Annotated in this window: 21 protein-coding genes and 1 pseudogene; 14 read left to right on the top strand and 8 right to left on the bottom strand. The window is 25.6% G+C overall.

Annotated features, from left to right (window positions below; all coding sequences use genetic code 11):
- Nucleotides 1-305 precede the first annotated feature (305 nt).
- On the top strand, nucleotides 306-833 hold the full coding sequence (locus U880_RS0101415; protein WP_024654478.1) for a hypothetical protein: 528 nt from the start codon (nucleotides 306-308) through the stop codon (nucleotides 831-833).
- A 426-nt stretch (nucleotides 834-1,259) separates the two neighbouring features.
- Here U880_RS0101415 and U880_RS0101410 read toward each other — a convergent pair whose 3' ends face one another.
- From U880_RS0101410 to U880_RS0101395, 4 genes are read right to left on the bottom strand one after another with little or no spacing between them, the layout of a single operon-like run.
- Nucleotides 1,260-1,811, bottom strand: coding sequence for a chromosome replication/partitioning protein (locus U880_RS0101410; RefSeq protein WP_024654477.1), 552 nt, complete (start codon nucleotides 1,809-1,811; stop codon nucleotides 1,260-1,262).
- Between the two features lie 58 nt (nucleotides 1,812-1,869).
- Nucleotides 1,870-2,634 carry a ParA family protein gene (locus U880_RS0101405; protein ID WP_024654476.1) on the bottom strand — a complete coding sequence of 255 codons (765 nt, stop codon included), beginning with the start codon at nucleotides 2,632-2,634 and terminating at the stop codon, nucleotides 1,870-1,872.
- Nucleotides 2,610-3,170, bottom strand: a complete 561-nt coding sequence (locus U880_RS0101400) for a DUF226 domain-containing protein (RefSeq protein WP_084543158.1) — start codon at nucleotides 3,168-3,170, stop codon at nucleotides 2,610-2,612. Before U880_RS0101400 ends, U880_RS0101405 begins: the two co-directional genes overlap by 25 nt.
- Nucleotides 3,171-3,201: 31 nt before the next feature.
- Nucleotides 3,202-4,140, bottom strand: coding sequence for a plasmid maintenance protein (locus tag U880_RS0101395; protein ID WP_024654474.1), 939 nt, complete (start codon nucleotides 4,138-4,140; stop codon nucleotides 3,202-3,204).
- A 292-nt stretch (nucleotides 4,141-4,432) separates the two neighbouring features.
- Here U880_RS0101395 and U880_RS0101390 point away from each other — a divergent pair, with 292 nt between their 5' ends.
- The 3 genes from U880_RS0101390 (at nucleotide 4,433) to U880_RS0101380 (ending at nucleotide 7,036) form a co-directional block, all read left to right on the top strand.
- Nucleotides 4,433-5,050, top strand: coding sequence for a hypothetical protein (locus tag U880_RS0101390; RefSeq protein ID WP_024654473.1), 618 nt, complete (start codon nucleotides 4,433-4,435; stop codon nucleotides 5,048-5,050).
- A 96-nt stretch (nucleotides 5,051-5,146) separates the two neighbouring features.
- Nucleotides 5,147-6,496 carry a protelomerase family protein gene (locus U880_RS0101385; RefSeq protein WP_024654472.1) on the top strand — a complete coding sequence of 450 codons (1,350 nt, stop codon included), beginning with the start codon at nucleotides 5,147-5,149 and terminating at the stop codon, nucleotides 6,494-6,496.
- A gap of 87 nt (nucleotides 6,497-6,583) precedes the next feature.
- Nucleotides 6,584-7,036, top strand: coding sequence for a hypothetical protein (locus U880_RS0101380; RefSeq protein ID WP_024654471.1), 453 nt, complete (start codon nucleotides 6,584-6,586; stop codon nucleotides 7,034-7,036).
- Here the strand turns inward: U880_RS0101380 and U880_RS0101375 are convergent.
- Complete coding sequence (locus U880_RS0101375; RefSeq protein WP_024654470.1) at nucleotides 7,011-7,292, bottom strand: acylphosphatase; 282 nt, start codon at nucleotides 7,290-7,292, stop codon at nucleotides 7,011-7,013. The genes U880_RS0101380 and U880_RS0101375 overlap by 26 nt on opposite strands.
- Before the next feature lie 86 nt (nucleotides 7,293-7,378).
- Nucleotides 7,379-8,953, bottom strand: coding sequence for a PTS transporter subunit EIIC (locus U880_RS0101370; RefSeq protein WP_235047976.1), 1,575 nt, complete (start codon nucleotides 8,951-8,953; stop codon nucleotides 7,379-7,381).
- On the opposite strand from U880_RS0101370, the gene U880_RS11665 reads away from it, so the two are divergent.
- Entirely contained in the window at nucleotides 8,886-9,038 is a 153-nt protein-coding gene (locus tag U880_RS11665) for a hypothetical protein (RefSeq protein ID WP_235047977.1), read from the top strand. The two genes, U880_RS0101370 and U880_RS11665, sit on opposite strands and share 68 nt — an antisense overlap.
- A gap of 727 nt (nucleotides 9,039-9,765) precedes the next feature.
- Here U880_RS11665 and U880_RS0101365 read toward each other — a convergent pair.
- Nucleotides 9,766-11,022, bottom strand: a complete 1,257-nt coding sequence (locus U880_RS0101365) for an ankyrin repeat domain-containing protein (protein ID WP_024654468.1) — start codon at nucleotides 11,020-11,022, stop codon at nucleotides 9,766-9,768.
- A gap of 165 nt (nucleotides 11,023-11,187) precedes the next feature.
- On the opposite strand from U880_RS0101365, the gene U880_RS0101360 reads away from it, so the two are divergent.
- Nucleotides 11,188-11,685: a hypothetical protein gene (locus U880_RS0101360; RefSeq protein ID WP_235047975.1), complete on the top strand. Its 498-nt coding sequence runs from the start codon at nucleotides 11,188-11,190 to the stop codon at nucleotides 11,683-11,685.
- An 11-nt stretch (nucleotides 11,686-11,696) separates the two neighbouring features.
- Here the strand turns inward: U880_RS0101360 and U880_RS0101355 are convergent, their stop codons facing one another.
- Nucleotides 11,697-12,389 carry an ImmA/IrrE family metallo-endopeptidase gene (locus tag U880_RS0101355; protein WP_024654466.1) on the bottom strand — a complete coding sequence of 231 codons (693 nt, stop codon included), beginning with the start codon at nucleotides 12,387-12,389 and terminating at the stop codon, nucleotides 11,697-11,699.
- A gap of 46 nt (nucleotides 12,390-12,435) precedes the next feature.
- Here U880_RS0101355 and U880_RS0101350 point away from each other — a divergent pair, with 46 nt between their 5' ends.
- From U880_RS0101350 to U880_RS0101315, 8 genes and pseudogenes are all read left to right on the top strand, one after another.
- Entirely contained in the window at nucleotides 12,436-12,948 is a 513-nt protein-coding gene (locus tag U880_RS0101350; protein ID WP_024654465.1) for a hypothetical protein, read from the top strand.
- A 37-nt stretch (nucleotides 12,949-12,985) separates the two neighbouring features.
- Nucleotides 12,986-13,432 (top strand): hypothetical protein, encoded by a 447-nt coding sequence (locus U880_RS0101345; RefSeq protein WP_084543160.1) that lies wholly within the window; start codon nucleotides 12,986-12,988, stop codon nucleotides 13,430-13,432.
- Nucleotides 13,433-13,543: 111 nt separating this feature from the next.
- Entirely contained in the window at nucleotides 13,544-14,899 is a 1,356-nt protein-coding gene (locus U880_RS0101340) for an NCS2 family permease (RefSeq protein WP_024654463.1), read from the top strand.
- Between the two features lie 335 nt (nucleotides 14,900-15,234).
- Nucleotides 15,235-16,431, top strand: a pseudogene (guaA, locus tag U880_RS0101335) (glutamine-hydrolyzing GMP synthase); the annotation flags it as partial.
- A gap of 30 nt (nucleotides 16,432-16,461) precedes the next feature.
- On the top strand, nucleotides 16,462-17,913 hold the full coding sequence (guaB, locus tag U880_RS0101330) for an IMP dehydrogenase (protein WP_024654461.1): 1,452 nt from the start codon (nucleotides 16,462-16,464) through the stop codon (nucleotides 17,911-17,913).
- Between the two features lie 299 nt (nucleotides 17,914-18,212).
- Nucleotides 18,213-19,154: a hypothetical protein gene (locus U880_RS0101325; RefSeq protein WP_235047974.1), complete on the top strand. Its 942-nt coding sequence runs from the start codon at nucleotides 18,213-18,215 to the stop codon at nucleotides 19,152-19,154.
- Between the two features lie 1,202 nt (nucleotides 19,155-20,356).
- Nucleotides 20,357-20,479, top strand: coding sequence for a hypothetical protein (locus U880_RS11935; protein WP_268744602.1), 123 nt, complete (start codon nucleotides 20,357-20,359; stop codon nucleotides 20,477-20,479).
- A 290-nt stretch (nucleotides 20,480-20,769) separates the two neighbouring features.
- Nucleotides 20,770-20,988, top strand: a complete 219-nt coding sequence (locus tag U880_RS0101315; protein WP_024654459.1) for a hypothetical protein — start codon at nucleotides 20,770-20,772, stop codon at nucleotides 20,986-20,988.
- Nucleotides 20,989-21,017 lie beyond the last annotated feature (29 nt).

Raw genomic sequence — 21,017 nt, 5'->3', positions numbered from 1 at the left:
AAAATACTAAAATTTAAAGATTAAAAAACCAACAACAAAACACAAATAAAAGTTAATTTAACTAAAACATTCTTATTCGCGCATTTATAAAAAACTATCTTAACTCCAAAGAACTAAAATATTTAAATAATACCCTCTAAAATAATTATAACATAATTTACAAATAATTCAAGACCAATAATCTTGTTTTTTAAATTTATTAAAGTATAATATTTAAAAGATATCAAATATCACAAATCATTTATAAAAATTTAATTGTAAATATATACTATACATATTGATATGGTATAAAAGGAGGAAACTAAGTGTTATATTCTTTCAAAAATTTAAAACAAACAACAATGCTATTAATTTCTCTATTTCTAGCATGCTCATCTATAGAAATTGAACATGACACAATAAATAAAAAAGTAAGAATATATCAATATTTAAATAAAAATTTAGAATTAAAAGGTGTAATAGACTATCAAACTAACACAACTCAAATATTTTTACACACCAAACTAAAAAATCACAGCATAATTAAACAAACCCCACTAATACTCCCAGACACAACAAAAATAGAAGGCAAAACAAGCTATGAATACGATAGCAAATCTTCAACTGGAAAATGGGTTAATGCTTCCTCCTTCATATTAAATAAAACCATACTAGAAAAATTATTAAATGAAGACGAATATGTATACAACAAAGAAGATGTCAAAATTCAAGTAGGATTAGAAACACTTAAAATGAATAAAGCGAAAATCAAAAATTTCTTAATAAAACTCAATATAACAGAAAAACAATATATTAAAAATAAACACATTGAAAAACAAAATATCAAAAAATAAAAAGAGCTTTAAAGTTAACCTGAAAACACATAAAGTTAATTTTAAAGCTCTTTATTTCTTTATACACCAAAAAATATTATACAAGAATTCATATTTACATACAACACACTCTAACTCAACAAAAAATCAAGAAACATAAACAAATATCTATCAATAAAAAATAAACAGAAATAATAACAACACTCTTCCAAATATAATTAAAATGACAAAGGCTACTTACTGTAGCCAACCTATTATTCTAATCAAACAATAAGAGTGAGACTTCAAATCTCAATCTATAAAACAATTATAAACTATTTTATTTTTTTTTGTAAAGTCTTTTTTAAAATTTTTTATAATATTAAATAATAAATAAACATAAAATATGTCATATAATTTAATATTAATCAAACTAATAGATAATTCTAATAAAATAATATAAACTCACTATGTTTTCAAACTATTATATCTATCTTGCATCTTATAAAAAAAATCCTTCTCAATTTTATAAACTTCTTGAAGCAAAAAACTAGCAAATTTTATATTTGCTCTATAAAAACTAAAACTCTCTTCATCATCCAATCTAAATCTTAAAGATCTCAAAGATTTAGTACTACTCTTACTAAGGCGACTCCCATTTTCTAATACTTGAATAGCATAATCTACACCTCTATTTAAAATTAAATCATAATCAATTTTACCACTATCAATTCCCGCCACTAATTTAATATATCTATATATAGAAGTCTTTGCTATTTTATAGCTTTTAATAAAAGACGCAAAACTTTTATATCCATCAAGAGCATAATATTTGCTCTCATTAATTTCTTTAAAAATTCTAGCGGTTTCTATCTTATTATAAGATTCTTCCTTTATTAAAATCTTAAGTTTTTCTTTTAATTCTAAATATCTCTCTTCTCTTGTTTTATTAAAAGCTTTAATTTCATCAAATTCTAAGTCAACCCTCCTAACTATCTCTATTCTTCTATTCTTACTCATCATACACCTCTTTAAACTAATAGTTCCAAATTGGAACTATTAGTACCACTTGGAACTATTAATTATGTTCAATCTTATTCAAAAAGATATCTAATATTCCTTCATAAGCCCTATAATAATCTTCATTTGGATTAAAATTATTTCTATAAAAAACAGTTTTTCTAAGATTATCTCTCTTTGGAACACTTCCCAAAAAATTATCTTTATACTCACTTTCAATAAAATTTTTCAACTCTCTATCTATATTCTGTCTTTCAACCAAATTAGTTACTAAATAAAACATCGGCAATTCATTCCTAAATATGTCTCTTAATCTATTGGTTATCAAATCTAAACTCTCAATCGCCCATTGATCAGTAGGCAAAGGAACAATAAGATAATCGGTAATTATTAAACTATTATTAAGTAAACTTCCTAAAGTAGGAGCGGTATCCATGATTATAAAATCATATCGATACTGTATATAACTTAAAAATATTTTAAGCAAACTTTCTTTTAAAGATATATTTTCTTCATTAAATTGACTTAAACTTAAATGACTAGCTATAAAATCAATATTTTTATTAACATTAATAACTGCATTTTCAATATCCAATTCCTTTTTCAACACTCTATATATATTTATTTTCCTGATATCTACATTTTGACCCTTTATAATATTAACGTAAAAACTAGTACTACTAGCTTGTGGATCTAAATCAATTAATAATACTTTATAATTTCTAGATGAAAGAATATTACTAAAAAACAAAGCAGTCGTACTTTTCCCAACACCACCCTTAATTGAAGCTATAGTAATTATTTTTGGTTTTCTTTTATCCATTTCAGTATACCTTTATCCTCAAAATATTCTTTCCCATAAAAACGATGCACTTCTTTCTCCAATTTCAATGTTCTATTCAACAAAGAATTATAAAAATTTTTTTCCTTATTTTTTGATTGTAACAATGTACACAAACTTCTTAAATAACAAAAAACACTTCCTTTTTTAAATCTAAACTCTATATAATAGATCTTTGTTATTCTAGATGTCTTTTTTATTTCGTTCTCTTTGTAATGTACAATAAATGGTTTGAGTAACCTAGTAAACCCATAATAGATTCCTATAAATCTATCTCCCTGTCTCATATGAAACAAATGCAAACTTTCATACTTAGTGGGATCAAAAACATTCCTGAAGCACAACCAAAATTTACCCTTATTTGGTTTAGCTTCAAAATTATTTATCATGCTAAAAATCTTTGTATGATACATTTTTTTATAATTTTTATCTTCTATTTTCTTAAAAAAATTATTATTCGCCTTATTAAGTTCCAATCTTCTTGCCAGTAATTTTGCTTTCAATTCACATATTGCCATGTATTTTTCTTCCCATATACTTCTAATATTCCTAACTGGATATCAAACTTTTTGTTTTTATAATATCCGATACTAAATCACTTACTTTCACTATTTTATTTGGTTCGTCTATATAATTCATTTTTGGGGCCGCAATTTTTCTTTGATCTTGATACATTTGTTGTGCTTTTGTTTTATTTTTATCTTTAAAACTCCCTATCATAAAATTAAAATCTGTTTTGAAGCCTCTTTTGGACATAAACCATATTTTGTTTTTCTTTTTCTTAAGAACTGCTTTAAAAAAAGCTACAACATCATTTTCGTTGTATTCCCTCAATGCTTCCATAAAATCTTTCAAGTTCCACAATGTGTTTTTATAACTTGATTGAAGTTTTACAATATTTTTGATTTCTCCTAGATCTTTTTCTTTTATATTAAACTTTTGTAAGATAATCTTTTCTAAGTGCTCTTCCCCATTTTTTTTATTTTTGAAATAAGAATTCTTATATTTATAATATTTATCTTTATTATAACCTAAAAGACATGAAAATATCTGATGTGAAATTTTGAATTGTTGCTTTTGTTCTTTTAATTTGTCTTTATTAATAGCTTTGTCTATTGCTTGTTCTGCATTTTTCTTTTTTTGTATAAAATAAGCTGTGCTTATTGCTTTATTAGCCATTTTTTCAAGATTTTTATTGATTATGTAATAAGTAAAACTTCCATTATTTTTTCCAAGAGGATTGAAATCGGTTTTCAGTAGCCCAATTTTTTCAATACTTGCAATGTCGCTTTGTATAGTTCTTCGTGTTACTGTTTTAAATCCTTTTTTTTCTAATATTGAATTTACCATAATTACAACATTTCTTAGTGAGTATCTTCTTTTATTTGTAAAATAATTATGTTGCAGTTTTTTAATTACCCAAAACACCTTTAACCTTCGATCTACTATTTTGTTAAATGGAATTTTGCTTATCTTTTTTTGTCTCATTTTAAACTCCTATCGTTTGATATTTATCTGCAAAATACTAATGATATCATTTTAATTAAATATTTATGAAAAGTAAAGACTTTAAATAATACGTTAACATTTTGTATCGTTTTATTTTTATTTTATTATGATAATTATAGAATAGTGATAGATAGAATAGTGATTGGACTTTATAGTTCTAATTTATGAATTATTTGTTAGGCTATATTATTAGGTGTGGGTTTTTTAAGATAGGATAATATAATATTTAGATTTATCACGAGGGGTTTTTGGTATAGTTTATAAAATTTTTTTGTCTTTTATATTTATTTTTTTTTCTTGTAATTTTGATGTTTCTTCGAAATTTTTTACGCCTTTAGAAGATGCAATAAAATTAGAAATATCTGGATATGAGCATTTAGGTAATAATAAGTTTAAAACCTATTTGCATTCTAAGAATTATTTTGAATCTGTTAAAGATATTAACGGCTATTCTTATTATTTTATATTAGATAAAACCACAAAAAGCATTGTTATGGAAATAATATTATTTTCAAGGATGGCAGTTTTATTAGATTATAAATTTGGTTTTATTTTTGATTTTGGTTTTAAATTGGATTTTTTAAATGTTATTTCTTCCAATGTATTTGAATTTCAGGTTAAAAAGTTATTTAAGAAGAAAGTTTCTTTAGATTTAGGTAATGATCTTGATATAAAAAATGATAGACAAATTTCTACTTATAATTTTAATTTACAACATGTAGAAGAGATTAATCGTGAATTTGAGATTAGAAATCATAAAGATGATCTTAATTCAAGCACAAGTGAACTTATGTATTTTGTAGGAAGTTCTGAATATTCTGTTTTAAAAGAAACTTATATTGTTCTTTATTATTATGTTTTTAAAGCTATTGAAAGATTTATGCAATAGTAGAAGTTTGTAAGTAATTTTAATTTATATATAATAAGAATTATTGTAAGTTGAATAGGTGTTCTTATTATCTTTTCTTGATATAATGTGTTTAGTATGTCTTTAAAAGTAAATATCAAAAAAGATCTTGAATTGTTTCGAAAAAATTTAGAAGAAATATATGTTAAGTATTTAAAGCAAGAAATTTCATATTCTAAGTTAAAGATAAGTATTGAAATTCTTGCTGAGAAGCACAAAGGTATTCTTTTAAGAAAAGATAAATTTACTAACCTTTCAATGATATTAAATCTTTCTAAAACACGTAAAATAATAAAAGAATACATCAATCTTGCAGTGATTGAGGAAATTAGGCAAAAGAATAAACTTTTATTTTTTTGGATTCCTAAAGAAATAAAAGAACTTTCTAATATTGATATAAAAGATTTATGTAAGATTGAGGAATTGATGATTGCTAATAATATTCTTGGTCAGAAAGTTTATTTTGAATCTTTTCTTGCTTTGTTTAAAAGTCCTGAATGGTTAAATGATTATGCACATCATTATAAGATTTCAAAGATTAATAGTTACAGAAGAGAGCAAATATCAGTTAAAATAAATTTGAAGACTTATATTGAAATCATAAACATTTTATTGACTCAAAAAAGAGATATTAGATTGAAATTTTATGGAGTATTAATGGCTACAGGTCGACGTCCTGTTGAAATAATGAAGGTTTCTGAATTTTATGTTCAAGATAATGAACATATCTTAATGAAACATATTGCTAAAAAGAAAGAGCATAATTTAATTCATGAAATAGTTTTTCCTACTTTTGCTGATTCTAGATTGGTAATTGATTCAATATCAGAAATAAGGTACATGGAAAGGACAGAAAAGCTGTCAAAGGAGATTATATCTTCAAATCTTGCTTATAGTTATAATAGATTATTTCGTAAGATTTTTGAAAATATATTTGAACCTGAAGAGTCCATTTATTTTTGCAGAAGACTTTATAGTAGATTTTCTTATCTTGCATTTGCTCCAAAGAATATGGAGTTAAATTTGTGGATTACTACAGTCTTAGGGCATGAGCATGATGATATAATAACGGCTTTTCATTATAATCGTTATGTCTTAGAAAATTTGGATGATAATGCTGATGTTGATTTATTAAAACTGCTTAACAAGCGGATACATACCTATGTTAGGAGAAAGACTACATATTCTGTTGTTAATATGGAAAGATTAAATGCATTGTTAGAATCTTGTGACATTATAGATGATAATTATATTAAGACTTTGCGTGTAATTCAGGAATTAATGATAGAAAAAGGTTTGGCAGAACTAGAAATGCTTCGAGGTCTTAATGTAAAAATTCGTAAGCTTTTTAAGCAAAAATATGGTTATAATTATAATTATGCGAAATTAGGAGAATATTTATCTTTAATTTTTGGATATGATACTTGAAGTAAGTGTGTTAAAGATCAATTTTATTGAATTTTTTAAATTTTTTTAAATATTTTGATTTATAATATTGTAATATATTTTAATTGTATGGATACAGGATTTCTTTATTTTTTTAAAAAGGCATTAAGTGTCGATGATAATAGAATGGTTTATATTTCTTATCTTTATGATAATTTGGTTTCAATTCAACCAATGCAGGATTGGTTAAAGATTGATTTTCGAGATTCTAAGAGGGGTAAAAAGTATTTTTTTCTTTTTCAAAGAAATAAATTGAATGGAGAATTTATTTCGTGTAATTTTTTAAGAACAGAAACGAATTATGCTCTTGATATTAAATTTTCCGATGGCAATTTAAATATTTTTTGTAAGGATAGGAAATCATTAGAATTTTTAAAATTTAGAGTTGAACATTTTTTTAAATCTAGTACGAAAAGCTTGAAGATTGGGAGTAAAAGTAATAATAAGCCAAAGGTTGGTAAAATGAAAATAGTTAAGGCAAATATTAGGAAAAATATTAATAATAAGAACAAAAATTTTTAAAATCGAAGGGGTACTTTGTATCTAAGATTTTTTTTTCTATTTTGTCAATTTTTGAATATCCATTGCCTTTTTTTAGTGCATTTTCAAATGAATCGATTTGTTTGTTATTGATGAAAAAGGCTATTATTTCTACTCTTCCATCGTCCAAATTTTTGACAAAGCCTTTGATTCCTATTTTTTTTGCTATTTGTTCTGTGAAAAATCTAAATCCTATGCCTTGTACTTTTCCAGAAATGAAATATTGATATTTATGCATAATTGTATTCCTCCTTTTAAAAAATGATAAGAGGAGTAGTTTTTGATAATACTTCTCTCCTCTTATTGTTAGTTTATATTTTTTGATTATTTGGTAGTTTGAATTTTATTTATTTCCATTCTTATATTATCAGAGACTCCTCCGAATACGATTTGAATATCATTTCCTTTTTTAAGCATGCCGCTTGCTCCAATAGATTTGAAATAAATGTCGGACTTTACTAATTCTATTTGATTAACATTTATTCTTAATCTTGATGCACATGCATCAAGGTATGTTATATTTCCTTTTCCTCCAAGTCCTTCTAGTACTTTTCCAGCAATTTCTGAAATTTTTGTTTTGTGTGGGTTTGCTTTTATTATGTCTTCTTCTAGATCTTCGCGACCAGGTGTTTTAAGATTGAATTTTATAATTGCAAGTTTGAAAATATAGTAGAATCCTATGAAGTAAAATATTCCAATAGTAGGAATCATGATCCAAGTTGTTTTGCTGTTGCCTTGTAATATTCCAAACAAGAACATGTCAATGAATCCACCAGAGAATGTTAATCCAACTCCAATATTGAAAATATGAGCTAATAAGTGAGCAAGTCCAAATAGCGGGACATATATAAGATAATAGAGAGCAGGTGCTGCAAAGAGAAATGCAAATTCAAGGGGTTCTGTGATTCCTGTTAGCATTGATGTAAAGCCAGCTGATATTAATAGAGAAGCAGCATCTTTTTTATTTTCGGTTTTTGAGGTATGATACATTGCAAGAGCAGCTCCAGGTAATCCAAAAATCATTACTATAAATTCGCCACTAAAAAAACGGGTTCCTTTTGTGACTTCAAAATGTGTGGTATGAGGATCTGCTAATTGTTTGAAGAATATATTTTGTGCTCCTGATATCAATTCTCCATTAATTTCCATTGTTCCGCCTAGAGATGTTTGCCAGAAAGGCATGTAAAAGATGTGATGAAGTCCAAAAGGTATCAAAGATCTTTTAATTGCTCCATATGCAAATGAGCCAAAATATCCTGATTTTTCTATGATATTGCCTAATGAGGTCATCATACCTTGAATGAATGGCCAAATACATGTTAAAATTATTCCTACTATAAACATTACAAGTGTGGTTATGATGGGAATAAATCTTGATCCTCCAAAAAATGCTAGAAATGTAGGTAGATGGATATTGTGCAATTTGTTATGAAGCATTGCTGCAATAAATCCTGCTATCATTCCTCCCATTACGCTCATTTGTAGGGAAAAAATTCCAAGTACATTTGTGTATTCTTGACTTTTAGAAATTGCTTCTGCTTCGCTTGTTCCGATTGCTAAGAGTGCTTCTACGTTTGTGGTTGAAGGAGTAATGCCTTGAATTGATAAAACGCCGTTAATAGTTTGATGCATAACTAAGAAACCTATGACACCAGCAAGTGCTGCTGTTCCTTTTTCAGCTTTTGCTAGTCCAATTGGAATTGCTATTGCAAACATTAAGGGTAAGTTTGCGAAAATAACTTCTCCTGTATATTTTATCAAAGACAATGTCGCATGCATTATAGTTTTTTCTCCAAATAGTGCTTCAATCCCATAGGTTTGAATCATTGTTTTGTTAGTAAGAGCACTGCCGATTCCTAGTAAAAGTCCGGCTATTGGTAGCAGAGCTATTGGTAACATGAAAGCTTTTCCTACTTTTTGTAATGTTGTAAATATAGATTTTGATAGTATTGACATAATATCCCCTCCCTTAAATTGTTATTAAATTTAATATAATTAAAAATGTTAATTATATTATTAATTAATATTAACAATATTTGCTAATCTTGTAAATAAATTTTAAAGATAAAATTCTTTTTCAAAGGATTAGAGAATTCTATATTTTGATATAATAATGTTGTTTATTTTCATTTTATGTCTTAGTTGTAATTTTTTGATGGGCGTCTTTTTAATAAATTGAATTTCATATGTTTCAATTTTAAATTTTATAATACAAGTGTCTTTACATTTAATTATGTATGATCTTGTCAAGATTTTTTGGTCTTTTGGATTACTTTTTTTCTGGTTTTTAAAGTATAAGTTTTGTCATAAACAAATACAGTGGGTTAAATAGTGAAAATAGGTGCTATAAAGAGAAATTGGGAAGTTTTAATATTTTTATGCATGTTAATATTAGTTTTAGTAAGAGCAAATATATATCTTATTAATTTTTCAATCTAAAATCTTGTTTTATCAAGACTATAAAAATTGCATTGGTTTTATATTATAGTATTTGTTATGTGAGATATATAGCAATATAATTCTATCTTATTTCTTAATTTTTATTTAAGTAGTGTATATTAAAATAAGTTTGTATATCTGAGTAACTGTGAAATATCTTTTGCATCATTTAATTTTTTTCATTTTCAATTCAATATACAATTATAAAGTATAGTGAATATTAATTAAATTAATTAATATTCACTATATTGCAAGATAATAAAATTAATTAATTAATTATTTTTATTATTATATATATATAAGTATTGGTAAATTTCTCCATTTTTAGGAGTATAATCTGATGGTAGTTTTTTTGTGAGGTCTCTTATATTTGGGTTTGCTCCTTTTGTTATAAGAGATTTAATGAAAGTGATATCATATTCATTAATTATTGCATGATGAAGTGCTGTTTTATTTTCTTGATCGGTTAGATTTATATTGAAATCTTGTGACATTATATGATTTATTATATTCTTAGCTTTTGACTTTATTGCATAAATTAATACAGGATTTCCATCTGAAAATATTGTATTTAGAGAAAATGTATTTGGATTTTGTTTTAATAATGCTTTAAAATCATCTAATTTGTCATTATTTACCAATATTTTTAGTTTATTTTTTTCTTTAATATATTCTTTATATTCATTTTTAATTTTGATGCTTTTTAAAAAATTGTCCTGATTTTCTGTTAAATCTATGTAATAAGGGATTGTATCGATGTTATTTTTATAATAATCAATATTTTTTTTGGTGTTGTTTGAATCAATATAATAAACATTAATGAGTTCTTTAAAATAATTATTATCATCTTTAGTTATATCAAATTTAACTTCATGATTGTTATATACCTTAAATGGAGTTAAATTGTATGTTTGATCATAGAATAATAAATTTGTTATTTTGCCTTCTGAATTCCTAAGAATAGGAATGATGTTTCCATCTTTGTCAACACTGATGTTTGATATTTGATTATTTAAACAAGGTAATTTATATTTGTTATACATTGGTGAGATTTCTCTTTCTAATTGAAAAATTTTATTTTTAATTTCTGTATTTATTGCTTTAATATATGCATCATAGTTTTTTTTGATATCAGTTGGTGTTTTATTGATTTTTTGTGAATATTTTTCAATACTAGCATTGAATATTGTATTTATTGGAGTTAATTTTGACATTAATTCCATTTTGATTGGTTCTTTTAATGGTAAAATGTATTTTTTTAAAAATGTTTCATTGATTTGGTGTATTTCAAAAAAATCCTTTTTAAATTCTTGAAAATCTTCTAGTAATTGTTTTTCTGAGAAATAATGAGATAAATTAGTAGCGATTATAAAAAAAATAAATAAGATCATATAATATAAAAAATTTAGTTTTTTCATTTTATTTTTGATTTTAATTCTTAAATTTGTGTTAAAAATAGTAAATGATGTAATTCCTATAATAATATATCCAACATATAGAGATATATTACTTAATGTGTAATAGCTCATTTAAGTTCCTTTAGATTGATTTTCATACATTATTATATCAAAACAAAGTTATTTTATTTACTTTGTTTTGATGAAAAAGTATAATCGAGTTGTTATATGCGTGTATTTTTAAATTTTTATATTTTTTTTATCTTTTTGTTTTTTTTAAGTTGTTATACAGTTTTATTGGATGAATTTGACAGTAATGATGATTTTAGTTTGTTGACTTTAAAGGAGTTGATGGCATATCCTGAACTAAGGATTTCGGATATTGATCTTAAAAAATATGCAGTTTTAAATGATTTATACAATAATAACTTTGAGTTTATAAAAGGAGAACAAGAGGGTTTTGTTTCTGTTTCTGAGTCTAGCTATAATAATAACATTGAATATATTAAAAAGCTTTATTTGTATAATAAGAAATTATATAAAATTATTGTAGCGTATAGTATGGTGCAGGGTTCATCTTTTAAGTCAGAAATTTTGAAGTATTTTGATAAACATAATATTAAAGAGAAATTTCCTTTAAGGATAAATGTTCCTTTTTATAGGACAAATATAGGTAACAAGTCTTGGGTTGTGATTAAGAAAAATTTTTTAGATATGCTTATTCAAGATAAAAAATCTTTATTTGTTGCTAAACGTAAATTAGAAAATATGCTTGAGATTTTTTCCATTCAATAATTAATGATTATTTATTCTAATTCTTCAAAGATTTTTTTTATGTTTGCTTTTCTTGTGATTTCTCTTTTTTCTAGGTCTATTGCTATTGATTTTTTTAATTTGTCTATGTTTTGTAGTAACAAATCTTTAGCTTTTGTTCTATCTATTTGTTTGGTTTTTAATTTTTTTTGTATTTTGTTTTCTTTTTCAATTTTATGGATTTCATTGAGCATGCTTAATTTAAAGTGTATGATATTTTCGGATACTTGAAATTCTTTTGCCATTATTTTTTGTGGATATCTTATTGATTTATATTGTGGTACTTTTAGTTTTAGGGTGGTAGTTGGAATTAATAAATTTGTTGCAAATATGTTAGCTTCTATTGTCATATTATTATCTTTAGTATTGATTATATCTGTTCTTTTTGATGGATTGAAAACTTGGTATTTATGCATTAAATAGTGGCCCAGTTGCTGTGCTATTGCAAATCTTTTATTTGTTAAGTTCATTGTTTCATTTATATATATAGCTTTTTTATTTGGCTTAATATATCCAGAAAAATTTTTATATTTTTCTTCAAATGTAATTTCAAATACCTTAAGTCCTTCTCCTATTGCAATTTTGATGATAGGGACGGGGATAAGCAATACAGCATATTTTGAGATTATATAATCAGAATAAATATAAGGTGTTTTAATATATGAGCTAAAATTATTGGATTTCATTCAATATAAACATTCTCCTTTTCATATTGTATAATATAATTTAATTATGAGATATAGTTTTTTCTTATTTGTTTTGTTTTTTTTTTCATGTAGAACTTTAAGTGTACATGAGATTTTAGATAAAAAATTTGATACGATAGAGAGGGCAAATTATTTTCTTTATTTTTATCCAAACAGTCAAATTTATATCAAAAGAGATAAGTTAACTAATAGTTTTTCTGTGTTCTTGAATATAGTGTTGAATTTGGACTTAAAGTCGGATTTTAATGGTGATTATTTAAAATTAATAAAAGATGATAACTATATTGGTAATGTTAATATTTCTAAAGTTGTAAGTATTGGGAGATTTAGATTTTTATATGTTAATATTGATAGAGGTAATTCTGATTTAATCTTAAGGGCTCTTAATCCTCATAAAAGTTTATCTTTTGTTTTAGATGAGCATTCTTATCAAGTGTGGACTCGTGAGACTCTTAAATATGATGCCAAATTTATTGATGTTGATTTTGAGAGTAGTAGAAATACTCTGAAGTATGCTCTTGAGAATAATATTTTATAATAAATTATGTTGGTATATAAAAGTCCGTAGTCGTTTAATGATAAAGTTTATTAAATATTTTGTTTTATTACATTTTGTTTTTTTAATGTTTTCTTGTAAGACTATTGATTTTAAGGGTGTCGAAGGGTTAAGTAAAAATTCAAAATATATTAGATTAATATTTGGGGATAATAAGATTTCTTTAAGGCATTATTTTACTATTTCTGGAAAGTTTCATTTAAGATATAAGGAACCATTGTTTTTAAGGTGTGACAATGATATAGTAGCTTTGTTTTTATTTAGGAGATATAAAAGAATTGGTAGCGAGTATATTCAGACTTTTTTTAGTGTTGGCAAGGATGTGTCTCTAAAAGTGTATTTAGAGCTTGTTAGAAGGAAAAAGTTTTTTATTATAAATAGTGCTGGCCAAGTACTTAAGACTATTATTTTTTCTACTAATTCTAATAGTGAAGATTTGTTATTGCAAAATAATAAAATTATTTGAGATATTTGTATAGAGTGATTTTTTATTTTTTTGATTATAGTATTAATATAAGGGTATAATGATATTAGTTTTAATTTTTGATGCAACTAAAATGTTTGGGAGGAGTTTATTTTGAGTGAACATAATGAAACATTAATATCGCAGATTAAAAATAATAGTATTGATTATCAAACAGAAATTATAGCTGGAATTACAACGTTTTTAAGTATGGCATATATAATAGTTGTTAATCCTTATATACTCTCGCATGCGGGGATGCCTATAGGAGCATTGGTAACGGCTACATGTTTAACGGCTGGATTTGCTACCATTTTTATGGGATTTTATACAAATACTCCTTTAGCATTGGCATCGGGGATGGGTATTAATGCATTTTTTGCGTTTTCTGTTGTAAAAGGAATGAATATACCTTGGGAAATAGCTTTGGGAGCAGTTTTTATTGAGGGTATTATTTTCATTGTTTTATCTCTGTCAGGGATGCGTGAAGAGATTGTAAATGCTATACCAGGGAATTTAAGGTGTGCGATTACTGTTGGTATAGGTTTGTTTATTGCATTTATTGGTTTCGTTAATAGTGAGATCATTGTTAAGAATGAGTCTACGTTGGTTGGACTTGGTCATATTATGAATTTTAAGGTTTTACTTACATTGTTAGGTATTATTGCTATATTTGTTTTTGAACTCAAAATGGTTAAAGGGAGCATATTATTATCAATTTGTATGACCACTGCCATAGCATGGTGTTATGCTCTTTTTGATAGGAATGCTGCTTTAAATATGGGTATTAAGTTGCCAGATGGTTTTTTAAGATATGAATCAGTTGCACCTATATTTAATAAATTGAGTTTTGCATATGTGTTGGGCAAAAATTTTTGGAATTTTGTTTTTATAATATTTATTTTATTATTTAATGATTTATTTGATACTGTTGGGACCTTGGTAGGAGTTGCATCAAAGGGTAATTTGATTGATAGTCGAGGAAAGATACGTAATGCTAATAAAATATTATTAGTTGATGCTATTGCTACAACTTTTGGAGCTTTGTTAGGAGTATCTCCTGTGACTACCTATATTGAAAGTTCAACAGGCATAGCAGAGGGAGGCAAAACAGGATTTGCGTCAGTTGTTACAGGTACTTTATTTATATTGTCGATATTTTTTGCACCTTTGTTTGTTGCTGTTCCTACTAGTGCTACATCAGCTGCTTTAATATATGTGGGATTTTTTATGTGCAAGGAAATAAGAGATATTGATTTTACAAATATTAGAGAAGCTATTCCAAGTTTTTTAATATTATTTTTAATTCCTCTAACTTATAGTATAGCTGTGGGTATAGGAATAGGGATAATTTTTTATGTGATTATAAGTGTGTTATATGGTTTGATCACCAAAGAAGGTATCAAAATTTCTCCTGTTATATTTTTGTTATTTTTTATTTTTGTTTTAAAGTTGATATTTTCTCATTAAATTAGCTAACCTAATATTTTTTAGAGATTTTGTATAGTGATTGAAGATATGAAGAGGTCTATAGTTGTTGAATTAATAAGTTAATTATTAATTATTGAATATAATGTGTTTATTTGGAATATTATTTTTGTTATTGTGTTAATTGGAAGGTTAATATAAGTTTATTGATTAATTATTTTTTGTCTAAGTATAGTGTCAATCATTTAATTAATTGTAAATATCTGCTTAGCACACTTAGAAATTGAACTTTCAAATATCTTAATAATTAATTACATTGCATAACATATCCCCAAAATAGGAATACCTAAATCTTCTAATTATTTGTTGAGGATAATAAAGCTGATTTATTTTTGGAGCTTCCAAGTAAATTTGAAGTGATGATGAGTCATGGAGATAATATAGAAGAAATACCGGAGGGTTTTAAACAAATTGCTTATACTAATATTTGTGTTGGAGCTGTATTTAATTTGGAGAGGAGAATTTATGGTGTACAGTTTCATCCAGAAGTAAGTAGTTGTGATGTTGGTAATCAAATATTTATAAATTTTGTTTTTAAAATTTGTAAAGCAGAGACAAATTGGGATTTAAGTAATAGTATAGAAGATTTAGTAAAAGATATAAGATGTGAGGTAGGTGATCGTAAGGTAATTTTAGGACTTTCAGGTGGAATAGATTCTTTGGTATGTGCCTTACTGATTAATAAGGCAATAAAGGATAATTTGATATGTGTATTTGTTGATACTGGCTTTTTAAGGAAGAATGAAGTTAATGAAATATTGGAATTTAATAAGAAGTACAGTTTGAATATAAAACATATTGATTCTTCTTTGTTGTTTTTAAATAATTTAAGGGATGTAGATGATCCTGAAGAGAAGAGAAAAATTATAGGGAAGACATTTGTAGAAATTTTTGAAAAGGTGGCATTAGAAGAGGATGATATAAAATATTTAGCCCAAGGAACTATTTATTCCGATGTTATTGAATCTGAAGTTAAGAATAATGTTTGCTCTTCAAATATTAAGTCACATCATAATGTAGGAGGACTTCCGGATAAAATTAACCTAAGTTTGTTAGAACCATTGAGAAATTTTTTTAAAGATGAGGTAATTCAATTGGGAGTGCAATTGGGTCTTGAAGAGAAAGTTCTCTATAGGCATCCGTTTCCAGGGCCAGGATTGGCAATAAGAATAATAGGGAAAGTAACAAAAGATAAGATAGATATTTTGCAGGGAGCTGATCATATCTTGATAGAAGAGCTTTTGGTAAATAATTTATATTATAAAGTAAGACAAGCATTTGTGGTGTTATTGCCTGTAAGATCTGTAGGTGTTATGGGAGATAACAGAACATATGAATATACAGCTGTCATTCGATGTGTTAATACTCTAGATTTTATGACAGCTAGTTGGGTTGAATTACCTTATAGTTTTTTAAGAAAAGTTTCATCAAGAATAATTAATGAAATTAGAGGTATAAATAGAGTGTGTTATGATATTTCTTCTAAGCCCCCAGCGACGATAGAATGGGAATAATAAGTGAATTAATAAATGAGGGAGAAATAATTGATGGATAAAATAGTAAAAGAAGCTTTAACTTTTGATGATGTTTCTTTAATTCCTAGGAAATCATCTATATTACCTAGTGATGTTAATTTGAAGACAAGATTGACAAGAAATATATATTTAAATATACCTTTTTTAAGCTCAGCTATGGATACAGTTACAGAAAGTAGAATGGCAATAGCAGTGGCGAAGGAAGGTGGGATGGGTATTATACATAAGAATATTACTATTGAAATTCAAAGGAAAGAGGTGGAAATAGTAAAATCTTATCATCGTAATGGAATTATAAGGAATCTTATTACAATTAATGAGGATACTAGTATTAAAGAGGCCAAAAGGTTGATTGGTAAACATAATATTTCTGCATTGCCAGTTACAGATCATGTAGGTAAAATATTAGGTTTAGTAACCAGTAGAGACATTAGATATATTTCAGATGATGATACTCCTGTAATTAATGCAATGACTAAAAAATTAATTACTGCAAAAGAAGATATTACGTTGGCAGAAGCGAAAGAGATTTTATTTAAGCATAAGATAGAAAAGTTACTTATTGTTGATGAGTCAAATAGTTTGCGGGGATTAATAACTTGCAAGGATATAGATCATGTTGAACATCAAGAGTATTTTCCAAATGCATGTAAAGATATTAATGATAGATTGAGAGTTGGTGCAGCTGTTTCTACTGATGTTGATACTCTAGAGCGTGTTGAAGAATTGGTTAAGGCAGATGTTGATGTTATTGTTGTTGATTCTGCACATGGACATTCTACTAGGGTAATTGAGATTGTAAGGAAAATTAAAAGTAAATATCCAAATTTAGATGTTATTGCAGGTAATATAGTGACTAAGGAAGCAGCTCTTGATTTAATTGATGCAGGTGCAGATTGTTTAAAAGTGGGAATAGGTCCGGGGAGTATATGTACAACAAGAATAGTTGCAGGGGTTGGTGTTCCACAGTTGACGGCAATTAATGATGTTTTTGAGGCTTGTAAAGATACAAATATTTGCATCATAGCAGATGGTGGTATTAGATTTTCAGGAGATATAGTTAAAGCAATTGCTGCGGGAGCTGATAGTGTGATGATAGGGAATCTTTTTGCTGGAGCTCATGAATCTCCCTCAGAGGAAATAATGTATAATGGCAAGAAATTTAAGATTTATGTTGGTATGGGATCTCTTGCTGCTATGGCTAGGGGTTCTAAATCTAGGTATTTTCAATTTGAAAGTAAAGATTCGCCTGGGAAATTGGTTCCTGAAGGTATTGAGGGGATGGTTCCTTATGTTGGTAAGGTAAAAGACATTATCTTTCAATTAAAGGGGGGTTTAATGTCTGGGATGGGATATTTGGGAGTTGAGACAATATTAGAATTAAAGAGAGATGCTAAATTTGTAAAAATAAGTTCTGCGTCATTAAGAGAATCTCATATTCATGATGTTTTGGAGAATTGAAAAATTGATAGTTTAATTTTGTAACTAAGTTTTATATTATTTATAATTTTGAATTTTTTAAATTATTGTTTTATAGTTATTTATTTTGCATTTGTCTTGAATTTAGAACACAAGTCTTAGTGTATTATGATTAAATTTAATTTCAAGATAAATATGTCTATATAGTTGATGTTCTATTTGTATATAATTTCGGTATTTATTTTTTTTATGGGTTTTAATTAGTAGTATATTCTTGATTATTGCTAATTTGGAAGTAAAATGTTGTACACAAGCTTTTGATTTTAAAAAGGAGGAGAAAAATGACCAGGTATAATGATGTATTTATATTATTGATGTTAATATCTATAGTATCATGTAAAAATGCAGTTGACGGAACTAAAACTGTCAAGGATGTAAATGGTAATGCAAGAAATGGTTCTAGAGCTAAGAATGATTTTATTGTAGCTAATGGTTTTGATGTGAGGAATGGTCCTGCTATAGAGGGTAGTTCTGGTATTGATAATGCTAATATTAGAAATGATGTTGATAGGTTAAGTAAAGATGATATTATTAAACTTAAGACTTTTATTACGAAGTCTGTTAAATATGCAAGATCATTATGTCTTCTTGTGCAGGAGTATCATACAATTTATAGTTTTCTTAAAAATTATGTGTATTGTGTAAATGGTCCTGGTAATTGTGATAGTGCAAAATTAACCAAGGAATCTAGAGATGTTATAATCAGAATGAAGGTTGATAATATTGTTGATAAACTTGAGAATATTTTAAATTATTTTAAAATACATAATCCTCAGATGAGGATAGATGCAATTGAACAACTTAAGAAAATTTTTGAGTATAAAGTTAATTCTGTCTTTGATAGTAACGAAGTAAAAATGGAGCAAGTTGTTAATGTTGTTCAATTGATAATTAATGCTTATGAAAATGTTATTGATACTGCTGTAAGTATGTATGCTGATATGTTTTCTTTTATAGTGTCTCAATGTTCTTCAAAAAAATTAGCGGAAATTTCTAAAAATTTTGTTCGAAGTATCAAATTGTGTATGAAAAAAAATGATAGTAGTAATATTTTATTGGTTCAAATTATGATTTCTGTTTTTGAATCTATTTTTTTAAATCAGGGAGATATTAGGGATGTTAAAGGAAATGCCAGAAAGTTATTTTTTTATAGGAGAGGAAAGGAATTATCAAATTCTATTGATGAACTTTATGTTGTTTATCATATAGCTAGGCTGAATTAGGTTTTAGTTGATTTTTATTTTATTATTATTAATAGTCTAAGATTCATAAAAATTGTGAGAAAATGCCAATAGACTATTAAGTTATCAACAAACTTAACTCTATTTTATCTCATATCATAAAATAGAGCTTGATAAAGGATTATCTCTAACGATAATTTTTAATTAATATCTATATTAGTGTTTAGTAAAATCGAATTTATTTTGTAATTCTTTTTTTCCTAAATTTCTTAATAAGATTAATATGTTTTTAAGTTTCCTCAATGCTTTTGTTTTAATAAATCTATTGATTAGATTATTTAAATAATTATTATTTTCTTAGATTTATGACAAAAAATTAGAAGGTATTAATAAGTTACTATTTGGTTAGGAATGAATAATTTAGGTCCAGATACCATTACTTATATTAAATTATTAATTATAGGAGAGGGATAATATGTCCAAGATATTGATGAAGTACTTTATATTTACATGTAAAATCAAAGGGACTTGTAGTCCTATATTTAGTGTACTAATGATATTAATTTTACGAAGTTTATATTATTAATTTGTATGGTGATGTATAAAAAAAAGAAAAAATATAAAGTTGTGGTGCTGATGAGAATATATTTTGTATTCAAATAGGTATTCTAATTAATATTTACTCAATATTAAAGATTTAATTAAGAAATACGTTTTAGTTAGTATTTCTTATAAAACTATGAAGGTAAGAGACACCAAAGATATGAATTCTTAATATAAATGATATTTTGAGTATTAATTTTGAACAATATACGATTAAGACTTAGAATTATTTTTTTGTTAAAAATAGTTTGGATAATGAAAATTTGGTAACAAGTTTATGATGTAATGAAACATATGCTAAGTGTTTATAATTAATATAGGTTTAGTTACAATTAAATTTTGTCAATAATTGTCTTCGGATATATTTTTATTGTTTATTAGCTAGGAAAAAATCTTTATTTGTCAAATATATCATTAATAATTATTGGAATTTGGTTTATTTTGAAAATAAAATTTTAATCCGTATTGTATGTTACTGGTAAAGTTATTTAATTGAGTATGATTGATTATTTTTAAATTTTAGATAATTTGATGACAATAATTTTGGTTAATTGTTGTTCTTTATATTTGTGTGTACAATTTTATAAAAATTGTGTTAGATTGAAAGATCTAAGTGAAATTTTCATAAAGGAGGTATAATAATGAAATTCAGAAACAAATTTTTAATTTTAAGTTTGCTTTTAATTTTTATTAGTTGTAAGATGTTCTATAGTATTGATAAAGAAACTTTAGAATTGTATGATGATGCATATATAGAGGAATAATCTATATTGTGTTCTAATGAGGGACTATTAAGATAATTTTGATGAATTTAGTGAATCTTCACAGTACGTTGATCTTACAATATATGAGGCTAGAATAATAATCAAGAGAAGATTTTCTGATGAAGAAAGTATTGCTGTTAGAAGTGTTGCTGTTGTGTGATCAAAGCTTATCGAAAATTTTTTCAATAATGGTATTATAACAGCTAAAGTAATGGCATACGAGAATGAATGAAGATGAAGAGTAGAAGGTAAACCTTTTTAGCCGATTATGATGTGGATGATGCACTTTATTGGATCAAAATAATAAAAGAAAAGAATTAATTAAATATAATAAATATGACTTTAGAGATAGTAGAGGATATTATTACTTTAAAAATAAATATTTTACAAAATATAAACAAGAAAAATATTTTGATAAAGTAAAAGGATTTTTAGAAGATTTTGAGAACAAAATAAAAAATATTATGAGAAATTCATATCAATATAATGAAAAATTTTATCAGAATTAGAAAGAGATTTTCAAGAAATAAAAAACTTT

The sequence above is a fragment of the Borrelia hispanica CRI genome, assembly GCF_000500065.1.
Lineage (GTDB): Bacteria > Spirochaetota > Spirochaetia > Borreliales > Borreliaceae > Borrelia > Borrelia hispanica.
This window is presented reverse-complemented; position numbering and strand designations above follow the sequence as displayed.

What these genes read in the sequence shown, in the direction of transcription:
- U880_RS0101405 (WP_024654476.1), bottom strand. Translation starts at nt 2,634, where the DNA reads ATGGATAAAAGAAAACCAAAAATAATTACTATAGCTTCAATTAAGGGT.
- U880_RS0101345 (WP_084543160.1), top strand. Translation starts at nt 12,986, where the DNA reads ATGATAAAGTTTATTAAATATTTTGTTTTATTACATTTTGTTTTTTTA.
- U880_RS0101365 (WP_024654468.1), bottom strand. Translation starts at nt 11,022, where the DNA reads ATGAGCTATTACACATTAAGTAATATATCTCTATATGTTGGATATATT.
- U880_RS0101355 (WP_024654466.1), bottom strand. Translation starts at nt 12,389, where the DNA reads ATGAAATCCAATAATTTTAGCTCATATATTAAAACACCTTATATTTAT.
- U880_RS0101380 (WP_024654471.1), top strand. Translation starts at nt 6,584, where the DNA reads ATGGATACAGGATTTCTTTATTTTTTTAAAAAGGCATTAAGTGTCGAT.
- U880_RS0101400 (WP_084543158.1), bottom strand. Translation starts at nt 3,170, where the DNA reads ATGGCAATATGTGAATTGAAAGCAAAATTACTGGCAAGAAGATTGGAA.
- U880_RS0101350 (WP_024654465.1), top strand. Translation starts at nt 12,436, where the DNA reads ATGAGATATAGTTTTTTCTTATTTGTTTTGTTTTTTTTTTCATGTAGA.
- U880_RS0101325 (WP_235047974.1), top strand. Translation starts at nt 18,213, where the DNA reads ATGACCAGGTATAATGATGTATTTATATTATTGATGTTAATATCTATA.
- U880_RS0101370 (WP_235047976.1), bottom strand. Translation starts at nt 8,953, where the DNA reads ATGTTACCAATAGCTCTGCTACCAATAGCCGGACTTTTACTAGGAATC.
- U880_RS0101395 (WP_024654474.1), bottom strand. Translation starts at nt 4,140, where the DNA reads ATGAGACAAAAAAAGATAAGCAAAATTCCATTTAACAAAATAGTAGAT.
- U880_RS0101385 (WP_024654472.1), top strand. Translation starts at nt 5,147, where the DNA reads ATGTCTTTAAAAGTAAATATCAAAAAAGATCTTGAATTGTTTCGAAAA.
- U880_RS0101375 (WP_024654470.1), bottom strand. Translation starts at nt 7,292, where the DNA reads ATGCATAAATATCAATATTTCATTTCTGGAAAAGTACAAGGCATAGGA.
- U880_RS0101410 (WP_024654477.1), bottom strand. Translation starts at nt 1,811, where the DNA reads ATGAGTAAGAATAGAAGAATAGAGATAGTTAGGAGGGTTGACTTAGAA.
- U880_RS11935 (WP_268744602.1), top strand. Translation starts at nt 20,357, where the DNA reads ATGAAATTCAGAAACAAATTTTTAATTTTAAGTTTGCTTTTAATTTTT.